At 44.8% G+C, this 26,321-nt stretch carries 34 protein-coding genes; 14 read left to right on the forward strand and 20 right to left on the reverse strand.

The window, feature by feature from the left end; genetic code table 11:
* Positions 1-22 precede the first annotated feature (22 nt).
* On the reverse strand, positions 23-301 hold the full coding sequence (locus ACLD71_RS02005) for a DUF2845 domain-containing protein (protein ID WP_137673976.1): 279 nt from the start codon (positions 299-301) through the stop codon (positions 23-25).
* Positions 302-361: 60 nt separating this feature from the next.
* On the reverse strand, positions 362-733 hold the full coding sequence (locus tag ACLD71_RS02010; protein WP_137673975.1) for a YbaN family protein: 372 nt from the start codon (positions 731-733) through the stop codon (positions 362-364).
* Between the two features lie 212 nt (positions 734-945).
* Here ACLD71_RS02010 and ACLD71_RS02015 point away from each other — a divergent pair, with 212 nt between their 5' ends.
* Positions 946-1,131 (forward strand): hypothetical protein, encoded by a 186-nt coding sequence (locus tag ACLD71_RS02015; RefSeq protein ID WP_137673974.1) that lies wholly within the window; start codon positions 946-948, stop codon positions 1,129-1,131.
* Between the two features lie 66 nt (positions 1,132-1,197).
* Here ACLD71_RS02015 and ACLD71_RS02020 read toward each other — a convergent pair whose 3' ends face one another.
* The 12 genes from ACLD71_RS02020 to hrpB form a co-directional block, all read right to left on the reverse strand.
* Positions 1,198-1,395, reverse strand: coding sequence for a hypothetical protein (locus tag ACLD71_RS02020; protein WP_235836231.1), 198 nt, complete (start codon positions 1,393-1,395; stop codon positions 1,198-1,200).
* A 20-nt stretch (positions 1,396-1,415) separates the two neighbouring features.
* Positions 1,416-1,613, reverse strand: a complete 198-nt coding sequence (locus tag ACLD71_RS02025; protein WP_303554610.1) for a hypothetical protein — start codon at positions 1,611-1,613, stop codon at positions 1,416-1,418.
* A 20-nt stretch (positions 1,614-1,633) separates the two neighbouring features.
* Positions 1,634-1,831, reverse strand: a complete 198-nt coding sequence (locus tag ACLD71_RS02030) for a hypothetical protein (protein WP_235836231.1) — start codon at positions 1,829-1,831, stop codon at positions 1,634-1,636.
* Between the two features lie 20 nt (positions 1,832-1,851).
* A complete protein-coding gene (locus tag ACLD71_RS02035; RefSeq protein ID WP_411992714.1) occupies positions 1,852-1,992 on the reverse strand; it encodes a hypothetical protein in 141 nt (46 codons plus the stop codon).
* Positions 1,992-2,159, reverse strand: a complete 168-nt coding sequence (locus ACLD71_RS02040) for a hypothetical protein (RefSeq protein WP_411992716.1) — start codon at positions 2,157-2,159, stop codon at positions 1,992-1,994. Before ACLD71_RS02040 ends, ACLD71_RS02035 begins: the two co-directional genes overlap by 1 nt.
* A gap of 20 nt (positions 2,160-2,179) precedes the next feature.
* Positions 2,180-2,377, reverse strand: a complete 198-nt coding sequence (locus ACLD71_RS02045; protein ID WP_235836231.1) for a hypothetical protein — start codon at positions 2,375-2,377, stop codon at positions 2,180-2,182.
* A gap of 20 nt (positions 2,378-2,397) precedes the next feature.
* Complete coding sequence (locus ACLD71_RS02050; RefSeq protein ID WP_137673973.1) at positions 2,398-2,589, reverse strand: hypothetical protein; 192 nt, start codon at positions 2,587-2,589, stop codon at positions 2,398-2,400.
* A gap of 623 nt (positions 2,590-3,212) precedes the next feature.
* Complete coding sequence (locus ACLD71_RS02055) at positions 3,213-3,866, reverse strand: dUTP diphosphatase (protein WP_137673972.1); 654 nt, start codon at positions 3,864-3,866, stop codon at positions 3,213-3,215.
* Between the two features lie 27 nt (positions 3,867-3,893).
* On the reverse strand, positions 3,894-6,293 hold the full coding sequence (gene mrcB / locus ACLD71_RS02060; protein WP_411992718.1) for a penicillin-binding protein 1B: 2,400 nt from the start codon (positions 6,291-6,293) through the stop codon (positions 3,894-3,896).
* 203 nt (positions 6,294-6,496) lie between these two features.
* Positions 6,497-7,684 carry a patatin-like phospholipase family protein gene (locus tag ACLD71_RS02065; protein WP_411992720.1) on the reverse strand — a complete coding sequence of 396 codons (1,188 nt, stop codon included), beginning with the start codon at positions 7,682-7,684 and terminating at the stop codon, positions 6,497-6,499.
* A 126-nt stretch (positions 7,685-7,810) separates the two neighbouring features.
* Positions 7,811-8,317 (reverse strand): porin family protein, encoded by a 507-nt coding sequence (locus ACLD71_RS02070; protein ID WP_137673970.1) that lies wholly within the window; start codon positions 8,315-8,317, stop codon positions 7,811-7,813.
* Positions 8,318-8,585: 268 nt separating this feature from the next.
* On the reverse strand, positions 8,586-11,060 hold the full coding sequence (gene hrpB / locus ACLD71_RS02075) for an ATP-dependent helicase HrpB (protein ID WP_411992722.1): 2,475 nt from the start codon (positions 11,058-11,060) through the stop codon (positions 8,586-8,588).
* 165 nt (positions 11,061-11,225) lie between these two features.
* On the opposite strand from hrpB, the gene sfsA reads away from it, so the two are divergent.
* The 11 genes from sfsA to ACLD71_RS02130 all read left to right on the forward strand — a co-directional run bounded on the left by sfsA (position 11,226) and on the right by ACLD71_RS02130 (position 20,355).
* Positions 11,226-11,927 carry a DNA/RNA nuclease SfsA gene (gene sfsA / locus ACLD71_RS02080; RefSeq protein WP_137673968.1) on the forward strand — a complete coding sequence of 234 codons (702 nt, stop codon included), beginning with the start codon at positions 11,226-11,228 and terminating at the stop codon, positions 11,925-11,927.
* Between the two features lie 320 nt (positions 11,928-12,247).
* Entirely contained in the window at positions 12,248-12,691 is a 444-nt protein-coding gene (dksA, locus tag ACLD71_RS02085) for an RNA polymerase-binding protein DksA (RefSeq protein WP_137673967.1), read from the forward strand.
* Between the two features lie 70 nt (positions 12,692-12,761).
* Positions 12,762-13,637, forward strand: coding sequence for a tRNA glutamyl-Q(34) synthetase GluQRS (gene gluQRS / locus ACLD71_RS02090; protein WP_411992725.1), 876 nt, complete (start codon positions 12,762-12,764; stop codon positions 13,635-13,637).
* Between the two features lie 163 nt (positions 13,638-13,800).
* The gene (gene pcnB / locus ACLD71_RS02095; RefSeq protein WP_235836233.1) at positions 13,801-15,096 is read left to right on the forward strand and encodes a polynucleotide adenylyltransferase PcnB; all 1,296 of its coding nucleotides are present in this window, start codon (positions 13,801-13,803) and stop codon (positions 15,094-15,096) included.
* Positions 15,097-15,098: 2 nt separating this feature from the next.
* The gene (gene folK, locus ACLD71_RS02100; protein WP_137673964.1) at positions 15,099-15,599 is read left to right on the forward strand and encodes a 2-amino-4-hydroxy-6-hydroxymethyldihydropteridine diphosphokinase; all 501 of its coding nucleotides are present in this window, start codon (positions 15,099-15,101) and stop codon (positions 15,597-15,599) included.
* 55 nt (positions 15,600-15,654) lie between these two features.
* On the forward strand, positions 15,655-16,449 hold the full coding sequence (gene panB, locus ACLD71_RS02105) for a 3-methyl-2-oxobutanoate hydroxymethyltransferase (protein ID WP_411992727.1): 795 nt from the start codon (positions 15,655-15,657) through the stop codon (positions 16,447-16,449).
* Positions 16,449-17,297, forward strand: coding sequence for a pantoate--beta-alanine ligase (gene panC, locus ACLD71_RS02110; RefSeq protein ID WP_411992729.1), 849 nt, complete (start codon positions 16,449-16,451; stop codon positions 17,295-17,297). Before panB ends, panC begins: the two co-directional genes overlap by 1 nt.
* Positions 17,298-17,322: 25 nt before the next feature.
* A complete protein-coding gene (panD, locus tag ACLD71_RS02115; protein ID WP_137673961.1) occupies positions 17,323-17,703 on the forward strand; it encodes an aspartate 1-decarboxylase in 381 nt (126 codons plus the stop codon).
* A gap of 240 nt (positions 17,704-17,943) precedes the next feature.
* Positions 17,944-18,336: a hypothetical protein gene (locus tag ACLD71_RS02120; RefSeq protein WP_137673960.1), complete on the forward strand. Its 393-nt coding sequence runs from the start codon at positions 17,944-17,946 to the stop codon at positions 18,334-18,336.
* A gap of 89 nt (positions 18,337-18,425) precedes the next feature.
* Positions 18,426-19,517, forward strand: coding sequence for a methyl-accepting chemotaxis protein (locus ACLD71_RS02125; protein ID WP_411992731.1), 1,092 nt, complete (start codon positions 18,426-18,428; stop codon positions 19,515-19,517).
* A gap of 1 nt (position 19,518) precedes the next feature.
* Positions 19,519-20,355, forward strand: coding sequence for a nitrate- and nitrite sensing domain-containing protein (locus ACLD71_RS02130; RefSeq protein ID WP_137673958.1), 837 nt, complete (start codon positions 19,519-19,521; stop codon positions 20,353-20,355).
* 11 nt (positions 20,356-20,366) lie between these two features.
* On the opposite strand, the gene trmB is transcribed toward ACLD71_RS02130, so the two are convergent.
* Genes trmB through hpt form a run of 4 tightly spaced genes read right to left on the reverse strand, consistent with a single transcriptional unit; the run spans position 20,367 to position 23,305 of the window.
* Positions 20,367-21,029, reverse strand: coding sequence for a tRNA (guanine(46)-N(7))-methyltransferase TrmB (gene trmB / locus ACLD71_RS02135; RefSeq protein WP_137673957.1), 663 nt, complete (start codon positions 21,027-21,029; stop codon positions 20,367-20,369).
* Positions 21,029-21,802: an ABC transporter permease gene (locus tag ACLD71_RS02140; protein WP_303553988.1), complete on the reverse strand. Its 774-nt coding sequence runs from the start codon at positions 21,800-21,802 to the stop codon at positions 21,029-21,031. Before ACLD71_RS02140 ends, trmB begins: the two co-directional genes overlap by 1 nt.
* The gene (locus ACLD71_RS02145) at positions 21,799-22,716 is read right to left on the reverse strand and encodes an ABC transporter ATP-binding protein (protein ID WP_174235958.1); all 918 of its coding nucleotides are present in this window, start codon (positions 22,714-22,716) and stop codon (positions 21,799-21,801) included. Before ACLD71_RS02145 ends, ACLD71_RS02140 begins: the two co-directional genes overlap by 4 nt.
* Positions 22,717-22,774: 58 nt before the next feature.
* On the reverse strand, positions 22,775-23,305 hold the full coding sequence (gene hpt, locus ACLD71_RS02150; protein WP_137673955.1) for a hypoxanthine phosphoribosyltransferase: 531 nt from the start codon (positions 23,303-23,305) through the stop codon (positions 22,775-22,777).
* A 288-nt stretch (positions 23,306-23,593) separates the two neighbouring features.
* Between hpt and ACLD71_RS02155 the strand changes: the two genes are divergently transcribed.
* On the forward strand, positions 23,594-24,211 hold the full coding sequence (locus ACLD71_RS02155) for a TetR/AcrR family transcriptional regulator (protein ID WP_137673954.1): 618 nt from the start codon (positions 23,594-23,596) through the stop codon (positions 24,209-24,211).
* Positions 24,212-24,242: 31 nt separating this feature from the next.
* Here ACLD71_RS02155 and mpl read toward each other — a convergent pair whose 3' ends face one another.
* Positions 24,243-25,592 (reverse strand): UDP-N-acetylmuramate:L-alanyl-gamma-D-glutamyl-meso-diaminopimelate ligase, encoded by a 1,350-nt coding sequence (gene mpl / locus ACLD71_RS02160; protein ID WP_411992735.1) that lies wholly within the window; start codon positions 25,590-25,592, stop codon positions 24,243-24,245.
* Between the two features lie 68 nt (positions 25,593-25,660).
* The gene (locus ACLD71_RS02165) at positions 25,661-25,993 is read right to left on the reverse strand and encodes a hypothetical protein (RefSeq protein ID WP_411992737.1); all 333 of its coding nucleotides are present in this window, start codon (positions 25,991-25,993) and stop codon (positions 25,661-25,663) included.
* Between the two features lie 49 nt (positions 25,994-26,042).
* Here ACLD71_RS02165 and ACLD71_RS02170 point away from each other — a divergent pair, with 49 nt between their 5' ends.
* On the forward strand, positions 26,043-26,279 hold the full coding sequence (locus ACLD71_RS02170) for a hypothetical protein (protein ID WP_411992738.1): 237 nt from the start codon (positions 26,043-26,045) through the stop codon (positions 26,277-26,279).
* Positions 26,280-26,321: the final 42 nt, after the last annotated feature.

A 26,321-nucleotide genomic window follows, 5' to 3' on the forward strand; every position in this document is an offset into this window, starting at 1 on the left:
CCGCGCTCGCTAAGGGCGCGGTTTAACGTAACCACTCTATTTTCACCACTTGACCAGTTTTTAAATACACAACATATTTCTTGCCGTTAATCTTATACAATACGCCTTCAAGTTTATTGAAGTTATCGCCGCTCACTACTTCTTCATATTCTGGTTTGCCACAAGCGCTTATCAATTCAAGCTTATCGGTGCCTGATCGGATCCACGTGCCATTGCAATTCACATTAGACACTTCTGTTCCATTACCCGCATGAACAATATTCGCCAACAATAAGCTACAAACGATAAACAGTATGCGCATCAATAACCCTTAATATTAAATTTATTACTTAATAAGAATTATAGACAGAAAAAGAGACGCTTAGCGAAGCAACTTTTTAGTGGAAGGGCGAGTCCACAAAAACACCATTACTGCTAGCAGGCAGACACCAGCAACAATTCTTCCAATCCAAGGCACATTCATCCACAGCATTAATCCAGCAGAGATGGTGACCATTAGCGTAGCGCTTAATTTAGCTTTGAGGCTAACCACACCATGTTGGTGCCAATCATTAATTAAGGGGCCAAAGGTAGGGTGCTGTTGTAACCAGGCTTCGAAACGCGGTGAGCTTTTCGAAAACAAGGCTACCGCCAACAAAATAAATGGCGTAGTGGGTAACAAAGGTAGAAAAATACCTAGTGTTCCTAATAATACTGATAGCCAAGCGACCAGCATATAAAACAGTTTTAGCATGTAATGCAGCCCAAACAAAAGCAGAATGGCTATCTTACTCTTTCAGAACTCGATAAATAACTAATAGTTATGACTTGTGGCAAAACACAATTAGACATCTAGATGGCCAAATATCATTCTACCTCTGCCGCCGATTTAATCAACAACTTGCGGGCGGCTAACAAATACCGCTAAAGCGCCTCTAGGCGCGAACTAATATTTAGGAGTTCGTTATGTTTGAAGCATTTCAAAAAGAAACCACTATTCACCCCACAAAGACTCAAGCAACTAGCAAAGGTTTGCCAACCATTGCCTTAAGCAATACTCAATTACACACTCAAGACTCAGAGTTATTAGCTTTGCTCAACGACTACTTTGAGCAACCTAGCTTTAGTGATCGTTGCCGACCAACAGCTTAGCCTAGCCAACCAGCAGATCAAAAAAGGCGATGTGAATTCACATCGCCTTTTTTGAAATCTGTTCACCTAACAAAACGGCGACTGTACTTCACCACGTAATGCTTCACGCTGACAAGTATGACGGTCAACACCGCTAGTACCTATTTGCAGACTACCCTGAGCACTATTGGCTGGAGTAAAAGAGGCTTGGCTAGCAGCACTAAACATTAAGGCTGAACCAAACACAACGCTGAGTAAACTGGTGGTTAAGGCTTTCATCATCATTCTCCTAATACTTTATCTGCTTAACAAAACGGCGACTGTACTTCGCCACGAATTGCTTCGCGCTGACAGGTATGACGGTCAACACCGCTAGTACCTATTTGCAGACTGCCCTGAGCACTATTGGCTGGAGTAAAAGAGGCTTGGCTAGCAGCGCTAAACATTAAGGCTGAACCAAACACAACACTGAGTAAACTGGTGGTTAAGGCTTTCATCATCATTCTCCTAATACTTTATCTGCTTAACAAAACGGCGACTGTACTTCGCCACGTAATGCTTCACGCTGACAGGTATGACGGTCAACACCGCTAGTACCTATTTGCAGACTGCCCTGAGCACTATTGGCTGGAGTAAAAGAGGCTTGGCTAGCAGCGCTAAACATTAAAGCTGAACCAAACACAACACTGAGTAAACTGGTAGTTAAGGCTTTCATCATCATTCTCCTAATACTTTATCTGCTTAACAAAACGGCGACTGTACTTCGCCACGAATTGCTTCGCGCTGACAGGTATGACGGTCGACTCCACTGGTTCCTATTTGCATGCTTCCTTGCGCCCCACTTAAAGGGCCAACCGCCGCCTGACTAGCAGCGCTAAACATTATGCTTCGCGCTGACAGGTATGACGGTCAACACCGCTAGTACCTATTTGCAGACTGCCCTGAGCACTATTGGCTGGAGTAAAAGAGGCTTGGCTAGCAGCGCTAAACATTAAGGCTGAACCAAACACAACACTGAGTAAACTGGTGGTTAAGGCTTTCATCATCATTCTCCTAATACTTTATCTGCTTAACAAAACGGCGACTGTACTTCGCCACGTAATGCTTCACGCTGACAGGTATGACGGTCAACACCGCTAGTACCTATTTGCAGACTGCCCTGAGCACTATTGGCTGGAGTAAAAGAGGCTTGGCTAGCAGCGCTAAACATTAAAGCTGAACCAAACACAACACTGAGTAAACTGGTAGTTAAGGCTTTCATCATCATTCTCCTAATACTTTATCTGCTTAACAAAACGGCGACTGTACTTCGCCACGAATTGCTTCGCGCTGACAGGTATGACGGTCGACTCCACTGGTTCCTATTTGCATGCTTCCTTGCGCCCCACTTAAAGGGCCAACCGCCGCCTGACTAGCAGCGCTAAACATTAAAAAAGATCCAAACACTACACTTAACACTGTTGAAATAACGGCTTTCATAATAATTCTCCTGGTAATGATCCAAGACTGCGCAGCCATGTTCAAGAAGACCCAGTGGTCTACTGGCTTATTTCACAAAAATGAGAAAAAAATGAGGAGAAAGTGACGTAAATAGGAAAAATACTAGATTTATCTGAAACTTAACTTCGCTAAAAAAGTGTGATTTAGTTAACAATAAACTAGCAATAGGGGGGGGTTAAAGCGCTCATCGGAAATAAGCGCTTTATTAGAATAGTGGATGAATACCAACTACTCGACTACTTAGCATTGTTACGGGTTTGCTTATCACTAGACTTACTTGGACAAAAACTCGCACCTGAAGCACCTCTAAAACTTGAAACAGCCATAATATTTACCTCTACTACTTGGATTATGAAAGCGTGATTACCTACTTAACCACACAAAGTATAAGGAGCAATAACAAGGCCAGCTTTTCTTAAAAACCAATTTAGAGTAAAAATTCCACAAGCAAGTAGTTGAAAAGCATACCAATAGAATAATTGACTAGCTTTGCTGGGCATTTCACAAATAATCTAAAACAAGCGCGAGGAGAGGTGGTTTAGCGTATTGCAAATGCTCACAAAAAAGGCGCATCAATGCGCCAATTTGCAACAAAGCCTACATTACTTAGATTGGCTGTAGCGTTGATGTAGCGCCTGATACAAATCATCTTGGAAGCTCAAGCTAGTAGCATCCAAATCCAGCATCAACTCCACTAGGTGTTCGTTATCTTCTCGACCGCCCCACACTTTTCGATAAGTGCCTTGTTTATAGCCGTTGTCTTGGCGGAAAAAGTTAAGCACATTTTTGCTCACATATTGCTGGTAAAGATCCACCCAAGTCATTTGGCAATCCGCTAACAAGGCTGAGAACAGACCAATACTGGTACGTTTGGCCGCCGCTAAGCCAATGAGTAACTCTAGTTTTTCTAACAAATTAAGTTCAGAGAACTGCCAAGTATTACCATCAAACTCTAGCGATGTTTCGTCGATATGGGCAAAAACATGGGCCTGAGCGGGTGCATGCTCCCCATTTGCTTGTAGTAAAAGCTCTGACAATACAAAGTGCCAAATATCTACTAGCTCCATTTGCAGCTGCTCTAAGTCGCAGTCTTGTTTTTTCCACCATTTCCAGCCGTGATGCTCAATGGCTTCCGCGCCTTCAATAACAACCGCACGTAAAAACGGTGAACGCGTAGCCAGCCAATCTGGATTCACTTTAGCGTTCATGTTGTCTTGCAGTTGCAGCATTATTTTCGCTTGGTTTGCTTGTAACATTACGAGTCCTTAATCGATTAATTCGGCTTAGTTAAATATACTTTGTAGCCAGGTTTTAGCCTTGGTCGCAGTGTGTTGTACACAGCCTTCGGCCAGCTCTGCTTGGCTACTTGGTGCAGGCAACAATTGGGTTTCACCACAGCCAGCCGATGTAGGATGGCCATTACTTTTAGCAAAGTGAACCCAAGATAGTTGATCCGGTTGCATCGCTCTTAGCGATTGCGGGTAAGAAGTTTTTAAGTAAGCAGCATACACTGGCAGCGCAGCTGACGATCCGGTGACAGCAGCAGGTTTATTATCATCTCGGCCCACCCATACGGTGACAATTTCTCGCTGATCGATGCCCACATACCAACTGTCTCTTAAATCGTTGGTCGTGCCCGTTTTACCGGCTAAATCAACTTTAGGAATACGCCATTTCAGTGAACGAGCAGTACCACTGCGCGTGACTTGGCTCATTCCATATAAAGTGAGGAAATTACTCATTTCCGACCATCGGCGTTCAACTTTGCTATCGGCGCGATACAATACATTGCCGTGACCATCATTTACTTGATGCACCGCGTACAATGGGCGATATTCACCATCGCCTCCTAGAGTTTGGTATAACTGCGCCATTTGAAAGGGCGACAAACTCAAACTACCCAACAATAACGAAGGGTAAGCGCGAGTATTTTCCTGCAAGCCCGCTAATTTAAGCGTATCCACGACTGAATCGACCCCAACTTCTAGACCTAAACGAACCGTAGGCACGTTTAACGACTCGGCTAGAGCACGCACTAACATTACTGGCTCACTAAAGGTTTTATCGTAGTTGTTGGGCTGCCAATGGGTACCGTCATCTAAAGGAACAGAGAGCGGGCTATTATCCAGTAACTCGCCTAACTGATGGCCTTGCTCTAGGGCAGTAAGATACACAAACGGTTTAACCAGCGAACCAATTTGACGACGCGCGTCTAGCGCGCGGTTAAATCCATGATTATTTTTTTCGCGGCCACCAATTAAGGCACGAATAGCTCCACTATGGCGCTCACTAATCACCATCGCTGTTTGTAGCTGCTTTTTATTGCCTTTGTCGAGTTGCTCTAATACCGACTGCGCTGCAGTTTGAGCGTGGCGCTGTGACAAAGGATCCAGCGTGGTGAATACTTTCACCCCGTTGTGGCTGCTCCAGTCGTTAGCATATTGCTTTAATTCGCGGCGCACTAAAGAGACAAAGCCCGGCGTTTTTTGATAACCCATGCTGCCACGTTTGCTCAAGCCTAAAGGCTGTTTAACCGCCAGCTTGTAGCGCTCTGCCGATATCTCGCCTTCTTCAGCCAAGATACGTAATACAATATCACGACGATTTAATGCACGCTCTTCACGGCGCCACGGGTCGTAATAAGACGGCCCCTTGATAATTGCCACCAACAACGCCACTTGCTCGACCGATAAATCAGTGACGGGGCGTCCGAAATAAAAGTAACTGGCCAAGCCGATACCGTGTACCGCATTGCTGCCATTTTGGCCCAGATACACTTCGTTAAAGTAACTCTCCAATATCTCATCTTTGCTGTAACGAAAATCAATCAGCAGAGCCATGTATGCCTCTTGAAGTTTTCGCCACAGAGTACGGTCACGGGTTAAAAAGAAGTTTTTTGCTAATTGCTGGGTAATGGTACTTCCCCCCTGCACCGTTCGCCCAGCCCGTAAATTAACCACTAAGGCTCGAGCAATTGCCATAGGTGACACACCATCATGCTGATAAAACTGACGGTCTTCGGTGAGAATAAGTGCGAGCTTTAGCGATTCTGGAATCTCATTAAGCGGCACAAATAGGCGGTCTTCTTGCTCGGTTACATTTAAGCGTTCTAGCAATACTGGATCGAGTCGGGTTTGGGCTATCTCTTCTCCGCTATCGCGATGCTGAATTTTAGCTAAACGTGATGGGCTAAAGGTGAGTAACATCGGCAATTCTGGTTCGACGCCATCGGCAAATTCAAACTGCCTGCGTACCACTTCAATTTTGGTTTCAGATACCGCATATTCACCACCACGTTTGGCCCGTTTTACTTTGCGGTAATTAAGTAAGGCTAATTCATCTTGTAGCTCTTTTCGGCTTAAGCGAAGCCCTGGATAGAGTTGAAGCTCTCGGCCATAAACCGCAGCAGGTAACTGCCACTTGTCTCCGGCAAAACGCTGTTGAATCTGTCTATCTAATACAATTCCCCATGCCACTAACACCACAATACCAACTACAGCCAGTTTCCAGCCGATTCGCCATAAACGTTTACCGAGAGAGACTTTTTTGGTGGTTTTTTTAGCACTGCGTGGCTTGGTGGTTTTCTTGGCTGGAGATCGCTTGGCTTTACTGGCGGGCTTTTTAGCAGTCGTTTTTTTAGGACTTGGCTTTTTAGCCGAAGAATTGGGCTGTTTTGGACTCATACTGCCTTACTGCTTAATCAAACGTTAGTTATTAGCCAGCCAAAAATGTAGCGAGAAAGGGCCAGCGAAGAGAGCCATAAGGATACTCTCCCTTGCTACGTTTTATAAGCATAAATTAGTATTAGCCCTACTCGCCCCTCTAACAGTAAATAAAACGGGTAAATGCTATACGGTTTACTCGAACAACCCCGTTACAGACCAACTTAATTTGCCTGTAAGCTAGGCGGTAGGGTTTGCCAAAGGCCTTCATTCATGGTTTTATGGTAAGCGTAGTCGTACACGGCGTTCATATATTCTTTAGTAAAAGCCTCGTCTTTAATTAACTCAAAATCATCATCAATATATGCCAATTTAAAACGCATATTATGACGCTGGGAAAAGTGATAAATATGCTCTACATCTCCAATGCCTTGATTACGAATCATGGTTGATAATGAACGCAAGCTAATGTCGGTAAGGTTGTTCTCTACTACCTGATAAAAAGGCTTTAATACGCCATTACGAATCACATAAACATGTTGCGGTAACCCATTAACATAGTCGCTATGGTAGGCCCATTGTGGCGCTAAAAATACTTGGCGAGAAACACCACCATCTACATGTAGTTCTTCAAAACGCTGATGGCCATCATCAATCACTATGCTTTTAGCGGGGAATGCACCGGGCACAGAACTGCTAGCAATAATAATGTTTTGAATCAGCTCTACGGCTTGATCGCTACCCTCTTGGGCAATTTTTCCTACATCCCACATCGATAACTTTTCATTATCAAGGTTCGTAGTACCAATAATCAGCAGCCGGCCCTCGCTGCGTTGTTTGGCTAATTGGCTAACAATATCAGCATCAATGTAACTACGAACCTGCCGTTCAAACCCGTTAGTGTCTAAAACCGCTTCTCCGCCCAACAAGCTCCAGTAACTGTTCACTTCAAACAGGCTGCTTAAGCTCGTTTGGGTATAGTATTTTTTTAGTATATGGTCGTAGTCGCTGCCGAGGTAAGCGAATATAGATACAATTGCGCCAGTAGACACACCGGTCACTAAATCAAACTCAGGGCGGTTTCCTTTCGCTGTCCACGCATTCAATACTCCAGCAGAAAATGCACCATTAATCCCACCACCCGATAACGCTAGGTGATACACCTGATCTTGATCTTGCGCTCTGCTTTTTTTTCGACTGCGTAAGATATGCTGGTACTCGGTCTCTAAATCGTGGCCTGTGATTTCTTTACTTTCGCCGTCCCAATAACGAATGCCTGAGGTTGCTAGAGGTGACATTAATTCTGAATGCTGAGAGGCATTTCTTGGCGGCGCGCTGCAAGCAACCAATAACAGCAAACTAAACAAGCACAGGGGTTTGAGGGTCACAAATTTACACAGCTGGCTAGCCATGAGGGCGTACTCCAATTCAATTGATGTAAGAATAAATGGTAAAAAGAGGGGGAACAGACATTGTAAAGACGACGTTGATTAAAACACTAGGCTGGCATCCGTGCTCAGCCAATAGTAGAAAACCGTTTAGAAATGGTAATCAACTGACAGCATAACTTGCTGGGTATCATTTAAACTAAAGTTCGCTTCTTCGTAGTCTTGCTCTAAATAGCGATAGCTTAGTTCAGCACTCCAATTGCTATTAATGTTGTAGATTGCGCCCACTTGGCCACCCCAAACAAACTCAGTAGAGCTTTGATCGTTAATTTCGCTATCAGCTGCGCCCATTGAAGCACCAGCAAATAAACTGAATTGCTCGTTTAATGGGTACAAATAGTCGTAAGAAGCGAGGAAAGTATTTTGGCTAAGTTCATCCATATAGGCGTAAGTGCCCATTACTCGATGATTGTCATTAATAATAGCACCACCACGTAACTGATAGGTTGCGCCGTCATCTTCGCCGTTATACATACCCTTTACATTATCAGCCTGATAACCCACACCCGCGCCAGCGAACCAATCTAGATCAGCTGCGATAACGCCGGTAGACAGTGAAGAAACAATCAGTGCGCCTAATAAAGTTTTTTTATTCATAATGCTAGCTCTCACAATTTATAATAAATCATGACCAGTCACTCTATAGAAGGAGTCACTCGTCAGCATCTCTCTCAATAATTAAGTTGAGATAATGCGCCCAGTAACAAGGCTTAACTCGTTACAGCCCGAGCATGATATCCAGATAAATTGTTCGGATATACCATCCGCAGCATCACATACTGTCACGTATACCATGACAGTATAAATATTTGAAATGAGTTGAAGTTAATGAAGAGTACGCTATAAATGCCTATTTAGAGGCAGCTTATGTTTTAGAGTAGTTAAGCTGTCGCTTTGTTTTATGGGTTGCTTGGGCATTCACCGGATCATCAGGCCAAGGGTGCTTGGGATAACGCCCTTTCATTTCTTTTTTTACCTCAACATAAGCGGATTGCCAAAAGCTGGCTAAATCTTGCGTCAGCTGCAGCGGTTTTCCACCCGGTGATAACAGCTCTAGAGTAATCGCTATTTTGTTCCCCAATTGCGGGGACTGTGGCTGCCCAAACATCTCTTGCAGCTTAATTGCCACTACCGGAGCTTGACCTAACTGATAACGAATAGCCGCTCGATTACCCGAGGGTGCCAAATAATGACTCGGTACCAGCTGTTCAATTTGTTGTTGTTGCTGCCAATCTAAGCGAGATTTTAAAGCCGCTAACCAGTCTATGCTTTTTAACTGCTGCCAACTGCGGCACGATTGTAAATGCATATTTAGCCATTGCTCAGCACTATCCACTAAGGCTTGGTCACTAAAGTCTAGGAGTTTTAGATCGCTAAACCACTGCTCTGCGCAACGCACCTTTTCTAACCACGCTTGGGCCCTGTCGCCAAGGGGTAACCAACTAAAGCCTTTACGATTAATTTGCTCAAGCCAAGCTTCTATCACTAGCTCTGGCTCTAGCTGATTGGCGGGTTGAGAAGACAGCACTAAGCTGCCCAACCTTTGCTGTTGCTCGGCCACTACCCGCTTGGCAGACTCAGACCACAAACAATGCAGTTGTTGGCTAAAACGCTCAGGCTGAAATTGGCGTAAACGCTCAATGTCTAGCTCGCAAGCTAAAGCCACACGACCTTGATTTCGCCCTTCTGGCCAATATAAATCGACCACCACCATGGCTGAATACTTCGCTAACGCTTGCTGGTCTTGCTGTAACTCCAAACCAAATCCAGCACTGGCAGTGTAGCTGTTAGCCTGGCGTTTTAAGGCAATCCTATCGGGGAATGCTTGTGCGAGTAATAATCCATCCCAATAAGGGTCAACAGCTGCTTGTGAATGAATCTTAAGTCGCTGACTTAAGCTTGTTAGCTGTTGTTTGTATTGCTGTTTAGCCGCACCTTGTATCTGCAAAATGGCTTGATTTGGCTCCACACCATTTAGCGGGGCATTAATATCTAATAATGCAGCTAATTCACAGGCTCGCCATAACAAGCCTTTCTGAGACAAATTGTTCTGCCATTGCTGAGCTTGATCTAACATCGCCACGCTGCGGGGCCCTAGGCCACTACTAGCTAAACCTTCTGCTCTAGCGGTTAAGCGGCCACCTTCTAGCAGCGCAAGTTGGCTTAACAGCTGCTCAGCTTGCGCCAAGTGCGCTGCTGGCGGCTGTTCTAGCCACTGCAATTCATTGGCGCTAGCGCCCCATTGCTGTAATTCAACCACTAAACGGCTTAACTCACTGCGACAAATTTCCGGGCTATTAGCAAACGGTCGATGGTTAAGTTGCTCTTCACTAAATAAGCGATAACAGTGGCCCGCTTGCAGTCGGCCAGCACGACCAGCGCGTTGAATTGCCGAGGCCTTACAAATCATTTTGGTTTGTAACCGAGTGGTACCACTGGTGGCATGGTAGCTGGCTTGGCGTTCTAGGCCGCTATCTACCACACAACTAATGCCGTCAATGGTCAAACTGGTTTCAGCAATATTGGTGGCTAGTACCACTTTACGTTTACCTGCCGCCGGAGGCTGAATCGCCGCTTGTTGCTCAGCCAAACTTAACTTGCCATACAGGCTATGTAGCTCTACTTCAGCATTGAGTTGGGCATCGAGCTGCTGGGCAACGTAACGGATTTCGGCATTACCAGGCAAAAATACCAATACATTTCCGGTTTGTTCGGCCAGTGCTTGTTGGGTGACCTTAGCAACGCGCTCACTCCATTGCCAATCTCGGTCTACGGGATGGTAACTATAAGAAATCGGAAAACTGCGCCCCTCGCTTTCAAGTAATAAAGCCTCTGGCAATAGTTGCTGCAGAGCATCGCTTTCCAAGGTTGCAGACATTAACATCAATTTAAGTTCAGAGTTAAACGCCTGCTGTACTTCTAAACTAAGTGCTAAGCCTAAATCTGCATGAATACTACGCTCGTGAAATTCATCAAAGATAATTAACGCAACACCCGCTAACTCAGGGTCGGCTTGAATCAAGCGAGTGAGTATCCCCTCTGTTACCACCAACAACTGAGTATTAGCCGATTGCCGATTCTCACCACGCATTTGATAACCGACACGCTCACCCACTTTCTCCCCTAACTGGCTCGCAAGGTACTGAGCAATGTTTCGAGCCGCTAATCGCCGTGGCTCCAACATGATGATTTTTCCATCAAGCTTGGCTTGTTTAAGTAACATCAATGGCAGTGCGGTAGATTTACCCGCCCCTGGAGGAGCACAAACAATAAAGTGTTGTTGAGCCGCTAAGTGCTCGAGTAATGCGGGGAATATTTGTGCTACTGGTAGCGCGCTCAAAGCTGCTCCTCAAACCTAAAATCGTAAAACCCGTTTAGTGTACCCAATCAAGCACCATGACCCAAGTTCGCCTTTTCTAACCCCTAGCGCTCAACCAGCCAGGCTACTCGCTGGTATTCAATCAGTGTTAGCATGGGCTCACTATTTGTAAGATTACTCCAGCCAATGTCATTTGAATCTCCATTAAAGCCAGCCACATTAATCAAACGTTATAAGCGCTTTTTAGCCGATGTCACCTTGGCTGATGGTAGCGAAACCACCATATATTGCGCTAACACAGGCGCGATGACAGGCTGTGCAGAGCCTGGCAATACCGTTTGGTATAGCCAATCCAGCAACCCAAAACGTAAGTACTCACTTAGTTGGGAGCTAAGCCAAACTAAAGCGGGCGATATGATTTGCGTAAATACCGCTAAAGCCAATGAGTGGGTAGAACAGGCCATTAACCAGCAGGTGATTACTGAGTTACAGGATTATCAAAGCCTACGCCGCGAAGTGAAATATGGCAGCGAAAATAGTCGTATAGACTTTTTGTTAGAAGACCCACAGCGTGAAAACTGCTACATAGAAGTAAAATCTTGCACCTTATTGCAAGACGGTAAAGGCTACTTTCCAGATGCCGTCAGCACCCGTGGCCAAAAACACTTACGTGAATTGATGGAAATGAAACAGCAAGGACACCGCGCAGTATTGTTGTTTGCAGTGTTACACAGCGGCATCACGTCAGTACAAGCCGCAGCGCACATCGACCCTAAATATGCCGAACTTCTGCAACAGGCAAAACAACAGGGTGTAGAAGTATTAGCCTATAAAGCCGAGCTAAGCCCCCAAGCTTGCCAACTTCGCTCAGCCATTCCTACTGGCTAGGCCTCTGCGCAAAGAGTAGCTTTGTATATTATAATTTAGGGAGTATTAGCAGAGCCTAGACAAATTAAAACAGAAATGAACAGTGAGCCCCTGAAACAGTAAGTGACATATTTGTGACAATAGCACTTAGCGATTTACTACTTTAGAGGAGTGATTAAAAAACAAGCAAACAGTCTTCAATATGTGGCGTAGCTTAGGTGGAATTGGCAAATTCATGGCAATTCATTTGCGGAGCGTTAGCCTTTCTGATATAGATACCCGCCTAATTTACATCCTCGACTGTTTAACGAAAAAAGTCGTACGGAATTTGGGAGAGAAGTATGCCAGACGGCAAAAAGAAAACACTAGGTGTGCTCTCTATCGCAGGGGTTGAACCATATCAAGCTCAGCCTGGCGAAGAGTACATGAACGATGCTCAGATTGACCACTTCCGCACTATTCTTGAAGCGTGGCGTAACCAACTTCGTGAAGAAGTTGATCGCACTGTAACGCACATGAAAGACGAAGCGGCTAATTTCCCTGATCCAGTAGATCGCGCGGCCCAAGAGGAAGAATTCAGCCTTGAACTTCGTACTCGTGACCGCGAACGCAAGCTGATCAAAAAAATCGAAAAGACTTTGCTCAAAATTGAAGAAGACTTTGGTTTTTGTGATGCCTGTGGAGTGGAAATCGGTATTCGCCGTTTAGAAGCAAGGCCAACGGCCGATTTGTGTATCGATTGCAAAACCTTAGCAGAGATCAAAGAGAAACAATTGGTCGGCTAGTTTTGTTAAAACTTGGGCAGATTTGCTATCACTGCATTTCTGCCAAGTTTTATATTGTAAGACTTTAACTATGAGCGTTAAGCCCTACGTAGGCCGTTTTGCCCCCTCCCCTTCAGGCCCCTTACACTTAGGTTCTTTAGTTGCTGCTGTTGGCAGTTATCTGCAGGCGCGTAGCCAGCAAGGCCAGTGGTTAGTGCGAATTGAAGATATTGATCCCCCGCGTGAACAAGCCGGTGCAAGTAAGGTAATCCTCAAACAATTGGAGCAATTTGGCTTACATTGGGATGGTTCGGTATTTTACCAAAGCCAACGTTTAACCGCCTATCAACAACAAATTGACCAATGGTTACACCAACAAGCTGCGTATTATTGCCAATGTACTCGCAAGCAAATTAAAGCAGCTGGCGGTTATTATCTCAGCACCTGTCGCGACTTAGCCTTAAATGGCGATAACTGCGCGACACGTTTATCTGCAAGTCGGCCAATATACAGTTTTAATGATCAACTGGCTGGAGAGGTTACTATTCCAAAGGCCCTAGCTGAAGAAGATTTCATTATTAAACGCCGAGATGGTTTATATGCCTACAACTTAGCGGTGAGCTTAGATGACGCCGAGCAAGGGGTTACCGAGGTAGTACGCGGCGCTGATATTATTCTTACCACAGGCAGGCAACTGGCTATTTTTGAATTATTAGCCAAAGCTGCACCTAATTATTTGCACCTGCCGTTAGTGCTAGATGAACATGGAAATAAGCTCAGTAAGCAAAACCATGCACCGTCTATTTCCGGTAAACAAAATCAGCAATTGCTGCTGCAAGCCTTACGTTATTTAGGTCAAGCAAGCGAAGCAGGCTGGCTTGAACTAAGCTGTGAACAAATATTAAACAAAGCCTTAGCTAACTGGCAGCTTTCAGCGATACCAAAAATCTCGCTACACAGCCAGTGAATTGGTTGTATTTCTTTGTAAAAAAGCTATATTAGCGCCTTATTTTTCACCATGTAGATAATGCGCGCTCAAGGGGGCACCCATTTTACGCAAACTCGCCAAAGTATATAAGCGGATCATAAATCCAAACAGTGCTGAGCCAGCTAAGCTGGAACAGCAAGTGATCCCCCGTGCTGAACACAATATCTCTCGCCAAGACATTAGCGAGAACGCGCTTAAAGTGTTGTATCGTCTACATAAATCTGGCTACAACGCTTACTTGGTAGGCGGCGGAGTACGAGATTTATTACTTGGCAAACAGCCAAAAGACTTTGATATAGCAACTAATGCTACCCCTGAGCAAATTAAGGCGCTATTTCGCAATTGTCGTTTAGTGGGCCGTCGCTTCCGTTTGGCGCATATACTATTTGGTCGCGAAATCATCGAAGTAGCTACCTTCCGTGGCCACCACGACAGTGAAGCCGCCAATACTGAATCGAAGCGCAGTGAAGAAGGTATGTTGCTGCGTGATAACGTATACGGCAGCATTGATGAAGACGCTGAACGTCGCGACTTCACCGTAAATGCCTTGTACTACAACATTGCCGATTTCTCAGTGGTGGATTTTGCTGGTGGTATTAGCGATATTGCAGACCGTCGTTTGCAACTGATTGGTGACCCAGAAACTCGGTATCGCGAAGACCCGGTGCGGATGCTCCGAGCAGTGCGTTTTGCGGTAAAACTTGATTTTGATATAGCCAAAGAAAGTCGTGATCCAATTGCCCAATACGGTCATTTGTTAAAAGACATTCCAGCTGCGCGATTATTTGAAGAATGCTTAAAGCTATTTTTAAGCGGTGAAGGTAAATCTACCTTTAAAATGCTGGCCGATACACAATTGCTGTATCCACTATTCCCGTTGTTAAAACCCTTGTTACAGCCATGGGATGAAGACTCACCAGAACTGCGTTTTATGTTGATGGCTTTAGCCAGCACTGATAAACGAGTCCGTGGCGACCAAAAAGTAACACCAGCATTTGTATTTGCTGCCCTATTGTGGCCGCTATTAGAAATTAAGAAAGACGAGTTATTGATTGAGCTTTCGCTTGGCGAGCATGACGCCTCAGCTATGGCAATGACTTGGTTGCTGGATCAGCAATGTAAAAGCGTGGCCATTCCAAAGCGCTTTACCACCGGTGTCCGCGAGATTTGGCAATTGCAATCGCGCCTAGATCGCCGCTTTGGTAAGCGTGCTTTCCAAACCTTTGGCCATCCGCGCTTTAGGGCTGCGTTCGACTTTTTAGAATTACGTGCCAAAGCCACTCAAGATAACAACTTGGTAGAGCTAGCGAGTTGGTGGCAACAATGGCAACGCAGTAACGAGCAAGGTCGTAACACCATGGTACGAGAGCTTAATAAAGCGTCTGGCCGCAGTAAGAGTCGCCGTCGCCCGCGTAAGCCGAAGAAGACCGAAGGCTAATAATGGCCCGTTGTTTCCTTGCCCTAGGCAGCAATTTAGTTGATCCGCTCAAGCAAGCAATAGCTGCCAGGCAAACCTTGGCAGCTAGCCAACAGCTCACCCTCGTTAAAAGTTCTTCTTTGTATCAGAGCCGCCCAATGGGCCCGCAAGATCAACCTGACTACTTAAATGCAGTATTTGAGTTAGACACTGAGCTCGCGCCTCTAGAATTACTCAACCTCACTCAAAAAATTGAACTAGAGCAAGGCCGGCAACGCAAAGATGAACGCTGGGGCCCACGCACTCTCGACCTCGATATATTGCTCTACGGCAATCAAATCATCGATACTCCACGACTAACCGTCCCTCACTATGGAATGAAGCAGCGAGAGTTTGTATTATTACCGCTCGCCGAAATTGCCGCCGATTTGCACTTACCAGACCAAAGTTTGGTGCAACAATTAGCAGCATCTATTGATAGCAACGGCTTACAGATTTTTAAACGCCCTGCTGACTGGGCTTAAATACTATATTCACTAATTAATTTGTCTTGTTGTTAAAGGCAAACGGTAACTAACTATGAGCAGAATTACAGTTTCTCACTTACAAAAGTTTAAGCAAAATAACGAGAAATTTTCCTGTATCACCGCTTACGACGCTAGCTTTGCTTCGTTGTTTGACGAGCTAGGCATGCACTTGCTACTCATTGGCGATTCCTTAGGCATGGTATTGCAAGGCCATAAAGACACCCTAGCCGTAAGCGTAGATGACATTGCTTACCATACCCGTTGTGTAGCCCGTGGCACTGAAAAAACCATGATTGTTGCCGACATGCCATTTATGTCGTATGCCACGCCGGAACAAACCTACCAAAACGCTGCCAAACTCATGCAGGCTGGCGCGCAAATGGTAAAAGTTGAAGGCGGCGAATGGCTAAGCCCAACCATTAAAGGCTTGGTTGAGCGTGGAGTGCCTGTGTGTGGTCACCTAGGTTTAACTCCACAATCCGTGCACTTGTTTGGCGGCTACAAAGTTCAAGGCCGCGGCGAACAGCAAGCGCAAGAAATGCTAGAGCACGCTAAGCAATTAGAAACGGCAGGCATTCAATTATTAGTACTTGAATGTATTCCTACTGAGCTAGCAAAACTGATTACCGAAACTCTCACTATTCCGGTAATAGGCATAGGTGCAGGCAATGTGACTGACGGCCAGATCCTAGTGATGCACGATGCCTTTGGCATTAGCAAAGGGCATATTCCTAAGTTTTCGAAAAACTTTTTAACCGACGCTGGCGACATTCGTGGCGCTATCAGCTTGTATCTAGAGCAAGTAGCTTCGGGAGAATTCCCTGGCGAGGCGCAGAGCTTCAGCTAATGATAACAACCGTAAATCTGCCGAAGCAATTACGTTCGGCACTACAAGGTGCTCGCCAGCAAAACCAGCGTATTGGTTTTGTGCCCACCATGGGTAACCTGCACGCAGGGCATATAGCCTTGGTGAAAGAAGCACAGCGCCACTGCGACGTGGTGGTGGTGTCTATCTTTGTCAATCCATTGCAGTTTAATAACAGTAGTGATTTAGACAGCTACCCTCGCACCCTAGAAGAAGATTTAGCCGCGTTAAGTCAAGCAGGAGCAGACTTAGTCTTTATTCCTAGCGCAGAAGTACTGTACCCCAATGGTTTGTCGCTTGAGACCAAAGTCAATGTACCAGGCATTTCTACAATGTTGGAAGGTGCGCTGCGCCCTGGCCACTTTGAAGGCGTTTCCACGGTAGTCTGTAAACTATTTAATCTGGTTCAGCCTAACGTCGCGGTATTTGGTGAGAAAGACTTTCAGCAGCTCGCTTTAATTCGAAAAATGACCACTGATTTATTGCTGCCAATTGAGATTATTGGCCTTGCGACGGTACGAGAGCCAGACGGCCTAGCCATGAGTTCGCGAAATACGCGTTTAAGCTCCCAGCAGCGCCTGCAAGCGCCGCAGTTAGCCCAGCAAATGCAACTCATTGCTCGGCAACTAAATCACAACAATGCCCTCCAATTACAAGCTCAAGCTATTCAACAGCTAGAGCTACAAGGCTTTCGCTGTGACGGCATCGATATAGTTGATGCCAACACACTTGAGCCCATTACTTCACAATCAACCACTGCAGTTGTTCTTATGGCCGCTTTCCTAGGGGAAGTGAGACTAATAGACAACTGTGTGGTTGAATTAAGCTAATTTGTCGATCAATAGAGAGAACGTCATGCAAACTACCATGCTAAAAGGCAAACTACACCAAGCGCGCGTTACCCACGCGGAACTAAACTATGAAGGTTCATGCGCTATCGACCAAGATGTGTTGGATCAAGCTGGTATCCTCGAATACGAAAAAATTGATATCTACAACATTGAGAACGGTGAGCGCTTTTCTACTTACGCTATTTCTGGCGAGCGCGGTTCTAAGATTATTTCGGTAAACGGTGCAGCTGCTCGTCGCGCAGCAGTAGGCGATCGCGTCATTATATGTGCTTATGTAAGCATGAGTAACGAAGACGCTAAAAACCACAAACCTTCTTTAGTGTATTTAAACGAAAATAACGACATCGTTCGCACCAGCAAAGACATTCCTGTACAACTAGCCTAAGCACTATGGCTGTGCACAGTGACAAAAGGCGCACCATTGCAGTGCGCCTTTTTGATTCAATGTTCAATAAGCATTAACAAATCCTGCTTTAATAACATCTAATTAGCACTTACAAAACAACCCGCCAACATGGCTCCCTTATGTAGCGCATAATTTTACCAATTTAGAAAAAACCTAGCTCTTGGTTTGCTTTTTGCTTTATTCAAAGCGAATTTACGCTTACTTGCACCGGGAGCAGTAGTGCTAAGTATTTACCTAATATTGATGGTGTTGTTTGCTTTAGCCATGGTGCCGATCCCCAGCCTAATCAAAACCCATAAACGCGCCGATAAACAGCAACAGATTGAACATAGCCAACTTCTACAATCGCTCTCTCATATCACTCGGCGACATTGGCGATTGCACGCCCAAAAGCTATGCGACCCGCTCTATTCGCCCGCAGAATTAGATAGTACTAAAGAACAAATTGATGAAATTATGGTGCTACTACAAGCCCGCATAAACTATCGGCATTGCCAACACTTAGAGAATATTATTGCTCATTGGCAAGCACTCTCGCACTGTGAGCAGTTAGCCATGTTGCGACATCATCATCAACAAATATTGCAGCTGAGCCAACAAGTAACTGAATAGGCTTTTAGACAAAAAACTCAAAAAGGAATGGTCTTTGCTTTGTGGTAACTAAGATTTACAAAATACGCTGATATGTATGAGGAGTTTTGATGCATAAAGCCACCACCACATTTAATAGTTTCTTGTTAGCTTACTTACTACTCACCATAGTGAGTGTTGTTAACCTGCAGCACCAGCCAAGCTTATTAGCCTTAACCTTAACTTGTTTATGTGTATGCTTAGCCATTTCTAGCTTATTCATTCTAAAGCTGTTAATCAGCCAAATTCAGCAACCGGATCAAGAACAAAGTAAAGGTTTAGCTAGCTACTTTTTCCAAGATTCACGTCATCAACAAATGGAGTTACTCAGGCAGCAGCAACGCCGCGTGATAGAACAGCAAGATGCCTTAGACGAAATTAACCACTGTTCGGCGGAGCTATCTTTACAAGCCCAATCAGTAGCAAGTGGAGCGATACAGCAAGCCGACGCTAGCCAAGCCTCTGCCAGTGCCGTAGTAGAAATGAGCGAGAGCATTAAAGACGTAGCCGAACAGGTGAAGCAAGTAGCTCAAGCCAGTTACGAAGCCAAAAGCTTTTCTGAACTAGGCCAAGAGGCAGCATTAGCGGCTCAGCAAGGCACCGAAAAAATGGTCGCCAAAGGTGAAGTCAGCCTCGATAAAGTGACCCAATTACATCAAAAGTCACACACAGTAAGTAGTATTTCAAAAACCATTGAAGAAATAGCCGAGCAAACCAACTTGCTGGCTCTCAATGCTTCAATTGAAGCGGCGCGAGCGGGCGAGCACGGACGTGGGTTTGCGATTGTGGCTAACGAAGTAAGAAACCTAGCCAACCGAAGCCATCAATCGGCCAACGAAATTAGCCAGAGCATGCAAGATGTGCAAGGCAACATTAACGAAGTATTAGAGCATATCACCCAGCTCACCACTCAAGCTCAGGACATTCAACATACCGTGGACAATTCACGTCAACAGCTCAAACGCATTTATAACAAAAACCAAGAGCTACAAGCACAAACCGAAATCATTGCTAGCAATAGCGAGCAACAACATGCAGCCACTATTGAGCTATCGGCTCATATTAACCAAGTCGCCGACTCTGCGCGCAATAACACAGCCAGTGCAGAGCAAAGTGCCAGCATTGCCAAACACCTTAGTGTGTTAAGTCAGCAAGGAGCTTAATATGAACACTAGCGCCATTATTGCCACCAGCATACTAAGCTTATTGAGTCTTGCGGCCATTGTGTCTTGGCTTTTAGCCAAACGCCGAACGCAACAACAATACGCCGGTCTTGCGGCCCTTAAACAACTAAAAAACCTGGTGGTGGCAATTCAGAAACATCGCGGGTTAAGCTGTGCCTTTCTCAATGGAGACCAGCAACAGATCCATGCCTTAGAGCAACAACAACGGGAAGTAGGCAAAAGCCGACAACTGCTCGCCGACAACAGTTTTGTCGCTAGCCAATCTCGTTGGGATAGTTTTCTGCAGCATTGGCCGCGTTTACAACAGAGCTGGAAAGAGAACAATTTAGAAAACAACATTGCCCAACACAGTTTAATGATTAAGAACTTGCTGTTTTTATCACAAGACTTGGCGGGGTTTTATTGCTTAACTACGCTAAGTAAACAACACAAAAACATTGATTTTTTGTGGCACGAATTGCTAGAAACAGCGGAATCGATTGGCCAAGTAAGAGCCCTAGGCACCGGCTTAGCTGCAGCCAAGAAAAGCAGTAGCGTGGAGCGAATTCGCTTAGCCTTTTTGCATAACAAAATTTCGCAAATAGACGCGCAGTCGCTAAATCACTTTGCCAATAGCTTTGTTCCAGACGATCCTGCCTATCAACCGCTGCTTGAGCATTTACTCACCACTATAGATGAAGAGCTGATTAAAAAGCCTAATCCGTCTATTTCTGTGAATGAGTATTTTCAGCAGGCCAGTAAGGTTCTAGACGGGCTTTACCAACTGTTTGATGCAGGTATCGCCCATTTAGAAGCTCAGCAACACGCTAAGCATTAGTAAGATTTAGCTTAAGATAAGTGGCTTTGCAGCTGCCAAAGCTGTTGGCCACTATTTTGATATTTACGCTCAAATGCCGTAATCGGCTTATCGCTCTGATAAGAGTTGAGCTCGCTGTTGTAACCCGCCATTGTTAAGGCAATTTGGAACTCTTCTAAGTAGGTCACCCAATTGCTACGTAACTCCAGCGTTCCGCCCAGCTTAAGCATATAAGGGAATACCGCACTGCCGTGCCAACGGCGCTGCAAGTGGCGCGATTTAGGCCAAGGGTTTGGGTATAAAACGTAATGATGGCTTGGCTGCCAGCCAGCTTCTAGTGCTAGCCGCCAAAAATCATTCAAGTCCACCTGCAATAGCAAATAGTTTTGCCCTGCTTGGTCAAAATGCGCCTGATGTTTAGTGAGCCGGTGAGCAGATTTGTCCATCCCTATCACCAAGGCTTCTGGGTGCAACTCAGCCAAAGCAGCGGTACTTACACCGGTGCCACAACAAGAATCAAACACCAAGGGGCGACCCGCGGCTTCAACTTGCTTTTCCAATTGATGAAAAGCATCTAGGGTATGTTGCTGATAAGGCTTTTGAAAAGGCTCATCAAGATGGCGTTGTACCACCTTGCGTAAGTTTTCGTGAATGCCCTGCTGATTAGAGCTAACGCTTCGAGAGTTACCTTCCATTAGGCGCGTAACCCGTAACCACGTTTAATCAAGATAAACGCCCACGTGTATAGAATAATGATAGAGCCAATAATCATGCTAAATGATAACCATAGCGATACGTCACTGATCCCTAAAAAGCCAAAACGGAACGCATTTACCATGTATACAATGGGGTTGATTTGCGACACGCTCTGCCAAAAATCAGGCAACAAACTGATGGAATAGAATACACCACCTAAGTAAGTCAATGGGGTCAATATGAAGGTGGGGATAATGCTAATGTCATCAAAAGTATTGGCGTAGATAGCGTTGATTAAACCACCTAAAGAAAACAATACCGAGGTTAGTAGCACGGTGAGCCCAATAGCCGCAATGCTATGCAACTGCAGTGGCACAAAAAACAGCGACACCAAAGTAACAATAAAGCCCACGATCAAACCACGTGTTACACCGCCGCCCACAAAACCCAAGATAATAATATAGTTAGGTACTGGAGCAACTAGCAGTTCTTCGATATTGCGTTGGAATTTGCAGCTAAAGAAAGACGAGGCAACATTAGAGTATGAATTGGTAATCACCGACATCATAATCAAGCCAGGTACAATAAACTCCATGTAGCTATAGCCACCCATTTGACCAATACGAGATCCAATCAAATTACCAAAGATCACAAAGTACAAGCTCATGGTAATCGCCGGTGGCACTAAGGTTTGCACCCAAATGCGGCCAAAGCGAATAATCTCTTTGGTTAAAATACTTTTTAAAGCGGTGCCATATAATGCCAGTTTCATGCTTGCCTCCCTTGCGCCACTAGGGTCACAAACAGCTCTTCCAAACGGTTAGCCTTATTGCGCATACTCTGCACTACTACCCCATTCTCATCTAATAAACGAAACACTGAGTTAAGCCCTTGGCTCTTTTCTACATCCACTTCTAAAGTATGTTTGTCTATTAAACGAGTAGTGAAACCGTTCAAAGCAATGGCTTGGTGGTCGCCTTGGATATCAAAAATAAAGGTTTCAACATTTAGCTTAGAAAGCAGTTGTTTCATTGAGGTATTTTCTACCAGCTCACCTTTATCTATGATACCGATGTTACGGCACAACATCTCCGCCTCTTCGAGGTAGTGAGTAGTTAGAATAATGGTAATTCCTTGCTTGTTTAGCTGTTTCAAGAAATCCCACATAGAACGGCGCAACTCAATATCTACGCCTGCGGTAGGCTCATCTAAAATAAGCAGCTGAGGCTCATGCATTAATGCTCGCGCAATCATTAAACGGCGTTTCATACCACCCGACAACTCACGGGCTCGAGCATTGCGCTTTTCCCACAAATCTAACTGCGATAAGTACTTCTCAGCACGCTCCATCGCCAAGGGCCGAGGCACACCGTAGTAACCTGCTTGATTCACCACAATTTGCAGCACTGTTTCAAACTGGTTGAAGTTAAATTCTTGAGGCACTAAACCCACATAAGATTTGGCGGCTTCTAGGTCTGTATCAATATCGTGACCAAAAATCGTCACGCTACCTTCAGATTTATTTACCAAAGAGGTAATCACCCCAATCGAAGTAGATTTACCCGCACCATTTGGCCCAAGCAGTGCAAAAAAGTCACCCTGCTCTACCACTAAATCAAAGCCTTTTACCGCTTGCACACCACCGGGGTAGGTTTTCTTCAAACCTTGAATTGCTAACGCCTGCATAATCACTACTTAATTAAGGATAAAAAAATGGGCCCTTAGGGCCCGATGATAACTCGCCTTAGTCTAGCGGTATCACTTTGCCCACATAGGGTAGATTGCGGTAGTATTGGTCAAAATCAAGCCCATAACCAATAACAAATTCATCGGGGATACTGAAGCCAGCCCAATCAACCGGAACTTCTACTTCACGGCGAGAAGGTTTGTCTAGCAAGGTGCAAATAGCCACACTGTTTGGCTCACGCAACGACAACATTTCGCGTACTTTGCTCAAGGTATTACCGGTATCGATAATGTCTTCAACAATAATTACATCACAATCTTTAATATCGTCATCTAAATCTTTAAGTACCCGCACATCACGAGTGCTTACCATGCTGCTACCGTAACTAGATACAGTCATAAAATCTAATATTAGACTACGGTCAATTTTGCGCGAAAGATCCGAAAGAAAAATGCACGAGCCGCGTAACAACCCCACCAGCACTAATTTTCGATCAGAGGTATAAGTAGCAGTAATTTCTTTGCCAATCTCTGCCACTCGCTGAGCAATTTCCTGCTCGCTGATCATTTCTTCTACGCGATGTTTCATAATTTGAACCTATTCATTAGCTGTTTATGTCAGCAAAAACCTGTTTAGCACGGATGTAAAAAAATAAAAAACATAGGAATTATCAATAAAATAACAAACAAGTCATTAGTTACTTATGTCAATAACTATTATTTAGCTTGTAAATACACTATTATTTAATTGAAAGGCATTCAATCGTTCATGGTTCTTTTACACTGAACGGCACATTTTAGATGATTTTCGTCAAAAATGGTAAGCAAGAAATGCCTATTAAAATAATAAATGAAATAACAAACGCGAGAACAAACTATGCAAACTAGCACATTAAGACGCCGTACCCGGTTGTCGCCGGAAGTTCGCCGTAAGCAGCTCATGCAATGCGCTGTAGAAATCTTTGCCCGTCGTGGTATTGGTCGTGCAGGTCACGCCGAAATCGCTGAACTAGCAAACGTATCGGTAGCGACCGTTTTCAACTACTTCAATACCCGTGAAGACCTAGTAGACGCTGTCCTTTCTGAAGTTGAACAGACAATGTTAAACTTGGTTGAGCAAACCTACCCAACTGATGAGAACGCAATTACTGCGGTTCAGCACCACTTATCAGCCTTGGTTGAGTTAGCCTACAGCAACTCAGATGTTATTCACATTTGGTTAGAGTGGAGCTCTTCAGTTCGTGAAGACGTATGGCCACGTTTTAGCGCGGTAATGGCTAAAATTAACCAACAAATTGGTGAAAGCATTCAAGCTGGCTTTGACAGCAAAGAAATCAGTAGCGCGCTAAATGCACTACAAGCTGCTCAAGCGATTAACGCAGGATTGTACCTTGCAGTACAAATGATTAATCGCCCAGACAGCCCAGAGCGTCAAGAAGTGGTAGATTTCTTGAACGACTTTGTATTGTCATTATTGCGCCCGCCGGGCAAATAAGCACAGCTAAAGGGGCCTAAGGGCCCTTTTTTTATTGGCTTAGTACCTGGACTAACTTAGCGTGTATCCCTTCAAAACCACCATTACTCATCACTAATATTTGATCGCCACTCACTAACAAGTTTTTAATCTCAGCGACAATTTGATCAACAGAGCTACATACTTTTGCTTGCTTAAGCTGCGCCGCTGTATCTGCAATGTATTGATTATGTTCATCAGGCTGATACAAAAAGACTAAATCGGCTTCTTGCAAACTCATCGCGAGCTTTTCTTGATGTATTCCCATCTTCATGGTGTTTGAACGCGCTTCTAATACCGCAATAATACGCTGTTTTGATACCTGCGCCCGTAAACCCTCTAAGGTACTGGCGATTGCACTAGGATGATGAGCAAAATCATCAAACAAGCGTATTCCATTCACCTCTGCTAACAATTCTAAACGACGCTTTGGCGGAAGAAATTTCTGCAAGCTCTCAATTGCCAAGCTTGGCAATACACCTACATGTCTAGCGGCAGCAATTGCCATTAGTGCGTTTTCAGCATTATGCTGGCCAATTAAGTCCCACCCTAACTGACCCTGATGTTCATCATTTAAAACTATCGATATTTCACTGCAATCGCTTTTAATAGCTTGCCATTGCCAGGCTTCACCTTCTCCGCTTTGTTCCAATTCAGACCAGCAACCTTGATGTAATACTTGCTGAATAGCTTGATTTTTCTTTGGTGAAATCACTCTTCCGGTTGACGGGACAATACGCAATAAATGATGGAATTGTTTCTGAATAGCTGCAAGATCGTCGAAGATGTCAGCATGATCAAACTCGAGATTATTTAAAACGAGAGTTCTTGGTTGGTAATGAACAAACTTAGACCGCTTATCAAAGAAAGCACTGTCGTACTCATCGGCTTCCACCACAAAAAAAGGAGTATCGCCTAAACGGGCCGAGCCCTGAAAATTGCGCGGAACACCACCAATTAAGTAACCAGGTGACATCCCATTATCTTCTAGTATCCAGGCTAGCATACTGGCAGTAGTGGTTTTTCCATGGGTTCCCGCCACCGCGAGTACCCAGCGCTGCGGCAAGATATATTGCTTAAGCCATTCAGGACCAGAGCAATATTTAAGGCCTTTATCTAACACATATTCAACACAAGGATTACCGCGACTCATGGCATTACCTACCACCACCAAGTCAGGTGCGGGATCCAGCTGAGAAGGGTCATAACCTTGAATGAGTTCGATACCAAGCGACTCGAGCTGAGTGCTCATAGGAGGATAAACGTTTAAATCACTGCCAGTCACTCGCATGCCTGACTCGCGCGCCAACATGGCTAGACCGCCCATGAAAGTGCCACAAATACCTAGAATATGAATATGCATAAAATACAGTGTGTTCGAGACTAAAAACCTACGTCTAGGATAGCATTTAATGTAGCCAATTTTGCCAGCTATTGCGCATTTTCAGCACTTGATTGGGGAGACGGCACTTCAATGTATAGTTGCTGTTGCTGATAACGGTAAGGTCGATACCAATTTAACCCACATTGATAATCACCATTAGCGCTGAATACGCAACCTAAAGGTAGTTCACGTAGCCATTGCAACTGAGCCTCGGTTCGCAATTGCTCTTGCCAAAGATGCTGCTCAAGCAGTTCTTTTTTCAACTCAAAGGCATCTACTTTGTTAGGGTCAGAACTTTTTTGCACAATAATAGGGCCAGCGCTAGCACCAAAGCTGGCGAAAAATAGGCTGATAAGCAGGTAAATCAGTCGACGTTTCATAAGTTTTTCATCTACAATCTTAATCCTTTTAAATTTTAGGTGATTGCTCATGATTAAGCACGTTGTTATCGCATTTTTTACCCTTCTATTAATGGCTTGTAGCCAAGCGTCAGAGCCTCAGCTCAAAGCTGATGGGGTATGTGAAGAGCCGCGTCCTGAGATTTGTACCATGCAATATGATCCAGTGTGTGGCGAGGTGAATGGTGAATTGAAGGAATACGGCAATGCCTGTTCCGCCTGTGGCGATCCTGAGCTAATGTCTTATCAAGAAGGCACCTGCCCATAGTAACATTCTATTAACAATAATTAGCAATATCGCCAATCAGTG

Source organism: Agarivorans sp. DSG3-1 (assembly GCF_046774965.1).
GTDB lineage: Bacteria > Pseudomonadota > Gammaproteobacteria > Enterobacterales > Celerinatantimonadaceae > Agarivorans.